Raw genomic sequence first — 11,171 nt, 5'->3', positions numbered from 1 at the left:
GTCAGGGTTGCTGGACGACGACGTTCGGGAACTTGCCCGCCATATCGCGCGGCAGCCCGGCCACCGCCGCCGCGACGCGGCGGGCGATGTCGCGGTACAAGCCGGCCGCTTCGCTGCCAGGATCGGCCACCACCGTGGGATTGCCCGCGTCCGTCTGTTCGCGAATGTCGATGGTCAGCGGCAGACCGCCCAGCCAGGCCACGCCGTATTGCTCCGCCATGCGCTTGCCGCCGCCTTCGCCAAAGATGGCTTCGGCATGGCCGCAATTGCTGCAGATGTGCATGGACATGTTTTCCACTACGCCCAGGATGGGCACTTCCACCTTCTCGAACATGCGCAATCCCTTGCGGGCGTCCAGCAGCGCGATGTCCTGCGGCGTGGTGACGATGACGGCGCCCACCACGGGCACCTTCTGCGCCAGGGTCAGGGCGATATCGCCGGTGCCCGGAGGCATATCGATGATCAGATAATCGAGCGCGCGCCAGTTGGTCTGGCGCAGCAGTTGTTCCAGCGCCTGCGTGACCATGGGACCGCGCCAGATGGCGGGCGAATCGGCGTCGATCAGGAAGCCGATGGAATTGGCCTGCAGCCCATGGCCCTGCAAGGGCTCCATGGATTTGTTGTCATGGCTGACCGGCCGCCCGGAAATGCCCAGCATGGTGGGCACGCTGGGACCATAGATATCCGCGTCCAGCACGCCCACCTGCGCGCCTTCGGCCGCCAGGGCCAGCGCCAGGTTGACGGCGGTGGTGCTTTTGCCGACGCCGCCCTTGCCCGAAGCCACCGCGATGATGTTGGCGACGTTCGGCAGCGGCTTGAGGCCCCGTTGCACCGCATGCGCGGCGATTTTCCAGGTAACCGATACCTGTGCGCCGGGCGCCCCAGCCGCGGCCAGGGCGTCGATGACCGCCTGCCGCAAGGCCTGTTGCTGGGTGCGGGCCGGATAGCCCAGCTCTACGGCAACCGACGGCGGATGGGTATCCACGTGGATGTCGCGCTCTTTTACATATTTTCCGATGCTGGCGCCGGTCAGCGGGTCCGTTACACCTTCCAGGACCGCCTTTATTTGTTGGATCGTCAAACTCATGTCACTATATTCCCACAGGCATTGCCGGGTTTTGGCGAGCCTGCCCCGGTATCAGCCTGTTTTTTCAGCACCGTGCGGCCTATATCGCTCCTGCATTGTTGCAAGGATAGCGGAATCCGCAGGAACTTTTCGCCGCCTTATGCGTCATTTCTAGCATGGACAACGCTCTTACACGCTTCGTTCGCGCCCTTGCCTTCACGGTGCTTGCCCTTATCGGCGGTGTCATGGCCCTGGTCTTCATGGTTTCCACCGCCATCGCGGTCGGCATCCTGTACGTGGTCGCCAGGGTTCGTGGCCGCCCGTTCGGCGTAAAAGCCTACTGGCATCAGCGCAACGCCTCCCGTGGCCCCGCCGCCAGCCCCTTCCAGGGCGTACGCCCGGACGTCATCGACGTCGAAGTGCGCGAAGTCCGCTAAGCGCCGCCACGGCGCTGGCGTCCACGGCCGCGCTGCCTGGCGGCCGTCCTTTCCCATACCCGCTCGACGCATCGACGCTGCCGCGTGGATGCGTTCCGCGTGCGGCTGACCGCATTCCGGGGGCGGCCATCGGAACTGGCTCTAAAATGCCGGGTCCGGTTTCTTACTTCGCCCTTCGGTTATGTCACGCACCCTGTTCGTCACCACCGCCCTGCCCTACGCCAATGGTTCTTTTCACATTGGCCACATCATGGAATACATCCAGGCCGATATCTGGGTCAGGGCCATGCGCATGGCCGGGCACACGGTGCATTTCGTCGGGGCCGACGATGCCCACGGCGCGCCCATCATGCTGAAGGCCGAAAGCGAAGGCATTACGCCGCGCGACCTGGTGGCGCGCTACGCCGCCGAGCGGCCGCGCTACCTGAACGGCTTCCATATCCGCTTCGATCACTGGCATTCCACCGATACGCCGGAAAACGTCGCGCTGTCGCAGGAGATCTACCGGGCGCTCAAGGCCCAGGGCCTGATCGAAACCCGCACCATCGAGCAGTTCTACGACCCGGTCAAGGGCATGTTCCTGGCCGATCGCTATATCAAGGGCGAATGCCCGGTCTGTCATTCCAAGGACCAGTATGGCGATTCCTGCGAGGTGTGCGGCGCGGTCTACGCGCCCACCGAGCTGATCAACCCCTATTCGACCCTGACCAAGGCCACGCCGGTACTGAAGAGCTCGGAACATTTCTTTTTCAAGCTGTCGGACCCGCGCTGCGTGGCCTTCCTGCGCGACTGGACGGCCGGCACCAACGCCGTCGGCGCGCGGCGGCTGCAGCCCGAAGTGCTGGCGAAAACCCGCGAATGGCTGGGCGCCGACGACGCCGAGGCCAAGCTGGGCGATTGGGATATTTCGCGCGAAGCCCCGTACTTCGGCATCGAAATCCCGGACGCGCCGGGCAAGTACTTTTATGTATGGCTGGACGCCCCCGTGGGCTATCTGGCCTCGCTCAAGGCTTATTGCGACAAGCAGGGGCTGGACTTTGACGCGCTGCTGGATCCGGCGGGGCCGACCGAACAGGTCCACTTCATCGGCAAGGACATCATCTACTTCCACGCCTTGTTCTGGCCGGCGATGCTCAAGTTCGCCGGACGCAAGACGCCCGACGCGCTGAACGTGCATGGATTCATTACGGTCAGCGGCGAGAAGATGTCCAAGAGCCGCGGCACCGGCATTTCCCCGCTGCGCTATCTGGACGTGGGCATGGACCCGGAATGGCTGCGCTATTACATCGCCGCCAAGCTGAACGCCAAGGTCGAGGACGTCGATTTCACCGCGGAAGATTTCATCGCGCGCGTGAACAGCGATCTCATCGGCAAATACGTGAATATCGCCAGCCGCGCGGCGAACTTCATCACCCGCCACTTCGGCGGCGCGCTGGCCTATCAGGGCGATACGCAGGCCCTGTCCGCTGAGCTGGCGGAACAGGCCGCCACGGTACAGGCCGCGCTGGAAGCCCGTGAATACGGGCGCGCCATCCGCGACATCATGGCGTATGCGGATCGCATCAACCAGGCTTTCGACGCGGCGCAGCCCTGGGTCATGGCCAAGGGCATCGCCACGGCAAGCGAGGAACAGAAAGCGACGCTGCAGGACATCTGCTCGCGCGCGCTGGCCGGCTTCAAGGCGCTGTCGGTGATGCTGGCGCCGGTGCTGCCGGCACTGGCCGACCGTGTGGCGCGCGAGCTGTTCGGCCAGCCCGCCGCATTCGTCTGGCAGGACGCGGCCATGCTGCCGCTAAGCATCGCGCCGTTCAAGCATCTGATGCAGCGCGTCGATCCCGGCATGCTGGACGCCCTGGTGGATGCGCCGGCCGAATCCGGCGCGGGACAGGCGGGCGAGAAGGCAAGCGACGGTCCGGCGCCCGGCGGCGAGCCGATCGCCGGCACGATCGCCATCGATGACTTCGCCAAGATCGACCTGCGCGTGGCCCGCATCGTGAACTGCGAGGAGGTGGAAGGCTCCAGCAAGTTGCTGCGCCTGACGCTGGATGTCGGCGAAGGCCGTCACCGCAATGTGTTTTCCGGCATCAAGTCCGCCTACAAGCCGCAGGACCTGATCGGCAAGCTGACCGTCATGGTGGCCAATCTGGCGCCGCGCAAGATGAAGTTCGGCATATCGGAAGGCATGGTGCTGGCCGCCAGCCATGCCGACGAATCGACCCATCCCGGGATCTATGTCCTGGAGCCGGGCTCGGGCGCGCAGCCCGGAATGCGCGTCAGCTGAATGACGCCGGCACGTCAGTCCGTATAAGCCTCGATAAACCGGCTGACGATGCCGCTCGAATAATGGCTGGCGATATGCGTCAGAAAGCCCGCGAAATCGACCGGCGCGGCGGCGTCGGCGCGGTCCGAGATCGTGCGCAGCACCGCGCAGGGGATCTCGTACTCGTGGCACACCTGGGCCACGGCCGCGCCTTCCATTTCCACGCATAGCGTGTCCGGCAACGCATTCAACACGTCGGCGGTGGTGTCGGCATCGCTGATGAACCGGTCGCCGCTGGCGATCAGCCCGCGATGCAGCATGGGCGCGCCTATGGCGAACAGGTCGCGCGTGGCGGCGTCCACATCGCGTCCCAGCGCCAGGGCCAGGTAATCGGCGGCGCACTGCGCCAGCACGCCATTCATGCGTGGGTCGGTGGGCAGCCGGCTGACGCCCAGCAGCGGCACCTCGTACCGCGGGAACAAGGGGCGCGCATCCAGATCGTGGTGCAGCAAGGCGTCGGCAATCACCACGTCGCCGACGTTCACACCCGGCGCGACGCCGCCGGCCAGGCCCGTGAACAGCACCGCGCGCACGTCGAATTCGCGGATCAGGGCGACGGCCGTCGCCGCGGCGGCGACCTTGCCGATACGCGCGAGCACCACGACGCAAGGCTGGCCGTAGAGCTCGCCGACGTAGTAATCGCGCATGCCTATGCGCCGGCAAGCCGCGCCCGGCCCCATATGCGCGAGCAAGCCGGCGATCTCGTCATGCAAGGCGGCCATGATGCCCAAAGGCGCTGACGACATGATCGCCCTCAGCAAGAAGCGGTGGAGGCCGCCGGGGCCAGGTCGGGCCCGAGCAGCTCGCGTTCATCGAACACGAAACAGCTGCCCTTGAAACCCGGTCCGCCGGTTTCCTCGAAATACTTCAGGATGCCGCCTTCCAGCTGGTAAACATCGCGCACGCCTTCCTCCGCCATGTACAGCGCGGCTTTTTCGCAGCGTATGCCGCCGGTGCAGAAGCTGACCACGGTCTTGCCTTCCAGTTCGGCGCGATGCGCGCGCAGCGCGGCCGGAAACTGGGTGAAGCGCTCGATGCGCCAATCCACCGCGCCGTCGAAGGTGCCGGCATCGACTTCGAAAGCATTGCGTGTATCCAGCATGACGATGGGCCGCCCCGCATCGTCGCTACCCTGCGCCAGCCAGCGCGCGAGCGTGCGGGCGTCCACACCGGGCGCGCGCCCGGCTTCGGGACGGATGGCGGGGTGGTCCATGCGGATAATTTCCCGCTTGACCTTGACCAGCAGGCGGCGGAAAGGCACATCGTCGGAATAACTGTATTTGGCTTCCAGATCCGCGAAGCGGGCGTCCGCCCGCAGCCATCCCAGGAAAGCAGCGATGGCGGCTTCGCCGCCCGACAGGAACAGGTTGATGCCTTCCTGCGCCAGCAGCACCGTGCCTTTCAGCTCCTGCGCCGCGGCGCATTCCCGTATCCGTTCCCGCAGCGCCGGGGCGTCGTCCAGCGTAACGAACTTGTAGGCCGCGATATTGACGATCTTGGACATGAATCGCTCAACGCCCCGCATCGGCACGCGCGAAATCCAGGACCTCGCCGTTATCCAAGGACAGCGACAGCCGGCGTGGATCGCCCATGTTGTCGACCGACGTGGCCCGGATGCGCGTGAGCGACGCCAGGAAATCCTGTTCGACCTGGTTCAGCTCCGGACGCGCGCACGCCATGCGGGTCGCCACCGGCGCCGTCCTGATGATCAGATTGCCGTTGGCCACCGTGTAGTCGCTGCTGTAGTTGTTGCAGCCGGCGAACCCCGCCACGCGCAGCTGGGGACCTTCATGGACGAAACCCATGGTGATGGGCCGCTCGCGGCCATCGTTGTGCGGAATGGTGCGCAGCGTACCGCCGGCGCGGGTCCAGCGCGCCAGCACCCAATTGGTCTGGGCCAGGAAATCGGAAGCATAGGCAGGCTGGTAGCGCGCCTGCGCCAGGTCCGGCTGCAAGGGACGGGCGCAGGCCGTGAGCGCGGCCAATGCGGCCAGCGCGGCCGCCGACGAAAAAAAGCAGGCGATGCGGCGCATGCGGGGAAAAAACATGGGAAAAACTCCTGGGTCAACGCGCCGGTATATCCTGGCCGCGCAGGAACGTCAGGACATCGCCGTTGCGTACGGTAAAGGTCATCTGGTGCGGGGCGCCGCCGCTATCCAAGGTGAACGAGCTGATGTGCGCCAGCGCCGACAGATAGGCACGCTCGGCCTCGCCCAGTTCCGGCGTGCTGCAGCGCAGTGTACGGGTGGACGGCAGCGTAATCCTCAGCTTGCCGCCCTGCAACTGATAGGTGCCGGCGAACTCATTGCAGCCGGAAAAGCCGGAAACCCGGTAGTCGCGGTTCCTGGCCATGAAACCTATGCTCAAGGGCGGGTAGATCTGGTTCAACTGCAGCGGGTAGTCCGATCCGTCCGGCGATTGCCAGCGAACCAGCCGCCAATGCGTCTGCGCCAGCGAATCCGATGTCGTCGCGGCCTGCGCCGCGCCAGGCCCCTGCGCTTGCGCCTGTCCCGTCGTCGTCGAGCATCCCGCCAGGCCGGCTGCGGCGATCGCCAATACGGTGCAACGGGTCAAGGAAAGAAGCGGCATCGGGGTATCTCCTGGGACGGGCCGAGGACTGCGCCTCCATGGCCGAAGCCTGTATTGTAGATAGGCCGCCAGGGCGGACGCTCCCAGGGTGCTTCATTGCGTAACGGCCGCCATGGCCCGCCGCAATGCCGGATCGGCGGCATGCAGTCGCTGGCGCAGCAACTGCGCGAAGGTCGCGGCCGCCGTCGTCCGATGATGGCGCTTGGACCAGAGCAGCGCCGTCACGCGTATGGGCACCGGTTCATAGACCGGAATCACCGCCACACGACCCGACGGGTCGATGGAGCTTTCCGGCAGCAGCGTGGCCGCCTGGGAATCCGCGGCCAGGTCCATCATCAGGCTTAGCGCATTGGTCTCGCAGACGATATTCGGCGCCAGCCCGCGCTGGTCGAAATACTGGTCGACCAGCGAGCGCGTGTAGTAGTCACGGGTCATCAGCACCAGCGGCTCCCGCGCCAGGTCGGACAGCCGCACCCGCTTGCGCGCCGCCAGGCGATGCCCCATGCCCACCACCAGCATCAGGCGCTCGGTGAACAGCGATTCGACATCGGTTTCTTCCAGGCGCGCCGGGATGAAGGCGATGCCCAGATGCAGATCGCCGGCGGCCAATTGGGCTTCGATCATGGGCGCCATCATCTCGGTGACGGTCAGGCGGACGTCCGGGTAGGTACGCATGAACTCGGCGACGACCGGCGGCAGCAGCTTGCGCATGAAGGACTGGCTGGCGCCGATTCTCAAATGGCCGCGCCGCAGGGCGTCCAGTTCTTCCACGGCCGCGCAGCCCGCCGCCAGCTCGTCCAGCGTGCGCCGGGCATAGGCATGAAAAACCTGGCCTTCCTGGGTCAGCCGGATGTGTTTGCCGGACCGGTCGAACAGCGCCTTGCCCAGATGGGCCTCCAGTTCGGCCAGCTGATGGGACAAGGTCGACTGCGTCACGAACAGCTTTTCCGCCGCTTTCGAAAAATGCAGCGTGTCCGCGATGGCCAGGAAATACTCCAGCTGGCGTAGCTTGATTCCGGATTTATTCGTCATATCGGCAACCGGCCCCTAGGCGGCCCGCCCCGCGCCGGGTTGCGGCGGGCAGGCGTAAGCGTAACGAATTATGGCGGCTTTCGATGCAATAAATAGAAAATCGCCATTGGACATGGGCGAGCCGCCTGCCTAGAGTGTCGCGGGCAAGGTTACAAGGCATAACCAGCATCGAGGAGAACACTGTGAAGGCATGGAATAAATGTCGGCTGGCCGCGCAAGTGGCCGCCGTGCTCTGTCTGGCGGGCGGCGTGGCCCAGCAGGCCCGCGCGGAATACCCGGAACGCCCCATCACCATGATCATCCCGCTGGCGACCGCCAGCGCGGTGGACAACGTGGCGCGGCTGGTGGCCCAGGAAATGGGCAAGATCCTGAACCAGTCCATCGTCGTGGAGAATCTGCCGGGCGCGGCGGGCGCGATCGGCGCGAACCGCGTGGCCACCGCCAATCCGGACGGCTATACCATCGGCGCCTTCAACGACAGCATCCTCACCATGGTGCCCAACCTGTCGAAAACGCCGTGGAATCCGTTGAAGGACTTCGCGCCGGTGTCCCTGGTGACCACCTTCGAATGGAGCCTGATCGGCACGCCGGGCCTCTACAAGAATGCCGGCGACCTCATCGCCGCGGCCAAGGCGGCGCCCGGGCGCATCGAATACGCTTCCGGCGGCATCGGCAGCCCGCAGCACATCGCCATGGCGCTGTTCGCCTCCGAGAACAAGTTGAATATGGTGCACGTCCCTTACCGTGGCGCGACGCCGGCGGCGCTGGGCGTGGCGGGCGGCGAAGCCAAGGTCGCCTTCCAGGCGCTGGCGACGTCCAAGAGCCTGATCGACAGCAAGCGCGTGGATCTGCTGGGGATTTCCTCCGAAAAGCGCCTGGCTGAATATCCCAACGCGCCCACGATTTCCGAATCGGGTTCGCCCGGCTTCGTTTTTTCGTCGTGGTTCGTCATCGTCGCGCCCGCCAAGACGCCGCCCGCGGTGATCGAGAAACTGAACGCCACGATCAAGCAAGTGCTGGCCAAGCCCGAGGTTCGGGCCAGGCTGGCTTCGCAGGGCGCTAATCCGGTGGGGTCGTCGCCGGAAGAACTGGGCAAGCGCACCGCGGAAGGCTACGCCGTGTACGGCAAGCTGATTCGGGACAACAACATCCAGGCGGAGTAAGGGCACGCCGGTGCCAAGAAGAGATACATGATTCATTCCATCAATCCCTTCGACGAGTCCACGCTCGCCACGTTCGGCGAGCATGACGCCGCGACCATCGAAGCCACGCTGACGCGTGCCCGGTCCGCCCAGCGCGACTGGCGCCGCACCAGCCTGGCCCAGCGCCAGGACCTGCTGCGCCGCCTGGCGGCCGTGCTGCGCGCCGGCAAGGCCGAATACGCGGCGCTGATCACCGCGGAAATGGGCAAGCCCATCAACGAGGCGGTCGCCGAAGTCGAAAAGTGCGCGATCAACTGCGAGTACTACGCCAACGAAGCCGAGCGCCTGCTGGCACCCGAAATCGTGGCCAGCAATGCCACGCACAGCAAGGTCGTCTTCGATCCGCTGGGCACGGTGCTGGCGGTCATGCCGTGGAATTACCCGTTCTGGCAGGTCATGCGTTTTGCCGCGCCGGCCCTGCTGGCGGGCAACACGGCGGTGCTCAAGCACGCCAACAATGTGCCGCAGTGCGCGCTGGCGCTGGCCAAGGTATTCGACCTGGCCGATGCGCCCAGGGGCGTGTTTTCCACGCTGCTGGTGAATTCATCGCGCGTGGGGGACCTGATCGCCGACGACCGCATCGCCGCCGTCACCTTCACCGGCTCGACGCCCGTCGGCCGCACCATCGCATCGCAGGCCGGGGCCGCGCTGAAAAAACAGGTGCTGGAACTGGGCGGGTCCGATCCCTTCATCGTGCTGGCCGATGCCGACATCGATCTGGCCGCGCGTACGGCCGTCAAGGCGCGTTTCCACAATACCGGCCAGAGCTGCATTTCGGCCAAGCGTTTCATCGTCGAGAACCAGGTGGCGGACGCCTTCGTCGAGGCCTTCGTCACGCACACCCGTGCGCTCAAGGTCGGCGATCCGCGCGATACCGGCGTGGAGGTCGGGCCGATGGCGCGCGACAATCTGCGCGTGGACCTGCACCAGCAGGTGCAGGCAACGGTGGCCGCGGGCGCGCGCCTGCTCGTCGGCGGTGCGCCGCGCGCAGGCAAGGGCTACTTCTTCGAGCCCACGGTCCTGGACCGCGTTACGCCCGACATGGTTGCCGGCCGTGACGAGACCTTCGGCCCCGCCGCGGCTATCATTCGCTGCAAGGATGTCGACGATGCGATCCGCATCGCCAACGACACGGTCTTCGGCCTGGGCGCGGCGCTGTGGACGGGCGATCTGGCCCGCGCCGATATCCTGGCCCGCGAAATCGAAGCCGCCGCCGTGTTCATCAACGGCACCGTCGCGTCGGACCCGCGCCTGCCCTTCGGCGGCATCAAGCAATCAGGCTATGGCCGCGAACTGAGCAGCTACGGCCTGAAGGAATTCACCAATATCAAATCGGTCTGGACCGGTCCGGCGCGCTGAACACCGCGCCCGCCAGGTTGTTAGAGGAGTCCAAACATGACCACCAGCAATACCACGCAGAACGGCACCCCGAAGCCGGGAATCTTCCGCCCGTCGGAACTGACCGCCTATGAACGCGGCGGCGGCGCGCGCACCATCCCGCTGGTGACGGCCGGCGATGGCGCCACCGCCTTCATCAACGGCATTACGGAATTCGCGCCCGGCACCAAGATCCCCTTCCACAGCCACAACTGCGAAGAAAGCGTCATGCTGCTGGAAGGCGACGCCATCCTCGACATCAATGGCGAAGAACACCGGCTGCAACCCATGGACACGACATGGATTCCGCCCAATGTGTCGCACCGCTTCCGTAATATGTCGGACACGCAGCCCATGAAGATCCTCTGGATCTACGCGTCGGTCCACGCCACGCGCACGCTGACGGAAACCGGCGCGACCAATCCGGTGGCGCTGGAACATATCAAACGCTGATACGCCGGCCGTATCGGCAAGGAGCCACGATGTATCTCGAAATAGCGCAGATCGACATCAAGGACGGCACGAACGCCGACTTCGAAGCCGGCGTATCCAAGGCCAAGCCGCTATTCCTGCGCGCCAAGGGCTGCCACGGCGTGGCGCTGCAGCGCTCGGTGGAGTTTCCCAACCGCTATCGGCTGTTCGTCGAATGGGCCACGCTGGAGAACCACACGGTGGATTTCCGCGGCTCGGAAGACTTCGCCAAATGGCGCGAGCTGGTCAGCCCGTATTTCGTCGCCCCGCCGGTGGTGGAGCATACGCAGTTGGTCGACCTGGGCTGATTGATCCTGGCGGACGCGCGCCGGCGGCCAGGCCGCCGTGCTCGGATGGCAGGCCAACGCCGCGGTTCTTCGGGACCGCGGCGTTTTTCTTTGCGGCGCCCGCCGACTGTCGGGCGAACCGTCGCGGCATATACGGTTCGGCGCTCTGCCGCGGGGCGTCCCTTCCGGCGGCGCGGAACGAGGCGGGGACCGGCGCCGGCGTGGTCACGCCCAGCGACTAAGCAGCTAACGTTCGGCTAACGTTTTGTTTCTGACATTTGGCTTAAAAATCAAGACCTCGGTGATACCATCGCTGGCGATGTGGCAAGGCCGACCGGTGCCTCCCGGTGGTCTTTCCAGCCCCTGCCCGCCCCCTCCCCGGTCATGGAA

At 65.5% G+C, this 11,171-nt stretch carries 12 protein-coding genes; 6 read left to right on the top strand and 6 right to left on the bottom strand.

The window, feature by feature from the left end; genetic code table 11:
* Position 1: 1 nt before the first annotated feature.
* The gene (gene apbC / locus ACNA0R_RS17610) at positions 2–1,087 is read right to left on the bottom strand and encodes an iron-sulfur cluster carrier protein ApbC (RefSeq protein WP_415827344.1); all 1,086 of its coding nucleotides are present in this window, start codon (positions 1,085–1,087) and stop codon (positions 2–4) included.
* A gap of 155 nt (positions 1,088–1,242) precedes the next feature.
* Between apbC and ACNA0R_RS17605 the strand changes: the two genes are divergently transcribed.
* Entirely contained in the window at positions 1,243–1,503 is a 261-nt protein-coding gene (locus tag ACNA0R_RS17605) for a hypothetical protein (RefSeq protein WP_415827343.1), read from the top strand.
* A 181-nt stretch (positions 1,504–1,684) separates the two neighbouring features.
* Complete coding sequence (metG, locus tag ACNA0R_RS17600) at positions 1,685–3,784, top strand: methionine--tRNA ligase (RefSeq protein WP_415827342.1); 2,100 nt, start codon at positions 1,685–1,687, stop codon at positions 3,782–3,784.
* 14 nt (positions 3,785–3,798) lie between these two features.
* On the opposite strand, the gene ACNA0R_RS17595 is transcribed toward metG, so the two are convergent.
* The 5 genes from ACNA0R_RS17595 to ACNA0R_RS17575 all read right to left on the bottom strand — a co-directional run bounded on the left by ACNA0R_RS17595 (position 3,799) and on the right by ACNA0R_RS17575 (position 7,444).
* A complete protein-coding gene (locus ACNA0R_RS17595) occupies positions 3,799–4,569 on the bottom strand; it encodes a 5'-methylthioadenosine/adenosylhomocysteine nucleosidase (protein WP_415827341.1) in 771 nt (256 codons plus the stop codon).
* 8 nt (positions 4,570–4,577) lie between these two features.
* Positions 4,578–5,327: a sulfurtransferase gene (locus tag ACNA0R_RS17590; RefSeq protein WP_415827340.1), complete on the bottom strand. Its 750-nt coding sequence runs from the start codon at positions 5,325–5,327 to the stop codon at positions 4,578–4,580.
* Between the two features lie 7 nt (positions 5,328–5,334).
* The gene (locus tag ACNA0R_RS17585) at positions 5,335–5,871 is read right to left on the bottom strand and encodes an META domain-containing protein (RefSeq protein WP_415827339.1); all 537 of its coding nucleotides are present in this window, start codon (positions 5,869–5,871) and stop codon (positions 5,335–5,337) included.
* A 16-nt stretch (positions 5,872–5,887) separates the two neighbouring features.
* Positions 5,888–6,412: an META domain-containing protein gene (locus ACNA0R_RS17580; protein WP_415827338.1), complete on the bottom strand. Its 525-nt coding sequence runs from the start codon at positions 6,410–6,412 to the stop codon at positions 5,888–5,890.
* Between the two features lie 93 nt (positions 6,413–6,505).
* Positions 6,506–7,444 carry a LysR substrate-binding domain-containing protein gene (locus ACNA0R_RS17575; RefSeq protein WP_415827337.1) on the bottom strand — a complete coding sequence of 313 codons (939 nt, stop codon included), beginning with the start codon at positions 7,442–7,444 and terminating at the stop codon, positions 6,506–6,508.
* Between the two features lie 182 nt (positions 7,445–7,626).
* On the opposite strand from ACNA0R_RS17575, the gene ACNA0R_RS17570 reads away from it, so the two are divergent.
* Genes ACNA0R_RS17570 through ACNA0R_RS17555 form a run of 4 tightly spaced genes read left to right on the top strand, consistent with a single transcriptional unit; the run spans position 7,627 to position 10,802 of the window.
* Positions 7,627–8,607: a Bug family tripartite tricarboxylate transporter substrate binding protein gene (locus ACNA0R_RS17570; protein WP_415827336.1), complete on the top strand. Its 981-nt coding sequence runs from the start codon at positions 7,627–7,629 to the stop codon at positions 8,605–8,607.
* A gap of 27 nt (positions 8,608–8,634) precedes the next feature.
* Positions 8,635–10,005 (top strand): NAD-dependent succinate-semialdehyde dehydrogenase, encoded by a 1,371-nt coding sequence (locus ACNA0R_RS17565; RefSeq protein WP_415827335.1) that lies wholly within the window; start codon positions 8,635–8,637, stop codon positions 10,003–10,005.
* A gap of 36 nt (positions 10,006–10,041) precedes the next feature.
* Complete coding sequence (locus tag ACNA0R_RS17560; protein ID WP_415827334.1) at positions 10,042–10,476, top strand: cupin domain-containing protein; 435 nt, start codon at positions 10,042–10,044, stop codon at positions 10,474–10,476.
* A 29-nt stretch (positions 10,477–10,505) separates the two neighbouring features.
* Positions 10,506–10,802 (top strand): antibiotic biosynthesis monooxygenase family protein, encoded by a 297-nt coding sequence (locus ACNA0R_RS17555; RefSeq protein WP_415827333.1) that lies wholly within the window; start codon positions 10,506–10,508, stop codon positions 10,800–10,802.
* Positions 10,803–11,171: the final 369 nt, after the last annotated feature.

Origin of the sequence: Bordetella sputigena (genome assembly GCF_965137885.1) — a bacterium.
Taxonomy (GTDB): domain Bacteria; phylum Pseudomonadota; class Gammaproteobacteria; order Burkholderiales; family Burkholderiaceae_B; genus Bordetella_C; species Bordetella_C sputigena.
This window is presented reverse-complemented; position numbering and strand designations above follow the sequence as displayed.

Bases quoted from the DNA above. Each gene is read 5' to 3' on its own strand.
- ACNA0R_RS17590 (WP_415827340.1), bottom strand. From the start codon at position 5,327: ATGTCCAAGATCGTCAATATCGCGGCCTACAAGTTCGTTACGCTGGAC.
- ACNA0R_RS17555 (WP_415827333.1), top strand. From the start codon at position 10,506: ATGTATCTCGAAATAGCGCAGATCGACATCAAGGACGGCACGAACGCC.
- metG (WP_415827342.1), top strand. From the start codon at position 1,685: ATGTCACGCACCCTGTTCGTCACCACCGCCCTGCCCTACGCCAATGGT.
- ACNA0R_RS17565 (WP_415827335.1), top strand. From the start codon at position 8,635: ATGATTCATTCCATCAATCCCTTCGACGAGTCCACGCTCGCCACGTTC.
- apbC (WP_415827344.1), bottom strand. From the start codon at position 1,087: ATGAGTTTGACGATCCAACAAATAAAGGCGGTCCTGGAAGGTGTAACG.
- ACNA0R_RS17560 (WP_415827334.1), top strand. From the start codon at position 10,042: ATGACCACCAGCAATACCACGCAGAACGGCACCCCGAAGCCGGGAATC.
- ACNA0R_RS17595 (WP_415827341.1), bottom strand. From the start codon at position 4,569: ATGTCGTCAGCGCCTTTGGGCATCATGGCCGCCTTGCATGACGAGATC.
- ACNA0R_RS17605 (WP_415827343.1), top strand. From the start codon at position 1,243: ATGGACAACGCTCTTACACGCTTCGTTCGCGCCCTTGCCTTCACGGTG.
- ACNA0R_RS17575 (WP_415827337.1), bottom strand. From the start codon at position 7,444: ATGACGAATAAATCCGGAATCAAGCTACGCCAGCTGGAGTATTTCCTG.
- ACNA0R_RS17580 (WP_415827338.1), bottom strand. From the start codon at position 6,412: ATGCCGCTTCTTTCCTTGACCCGTTGCACCGTATTGGCGATCGCCGCA.
- ACNA0R_RS17585 (WP_415827339.1), bottom strand. From the start codon at position 5,871: ATGTTTTTTCCCCGCATGCGCCGCATCGCCTGCTTTTTTTCGTCGGCG.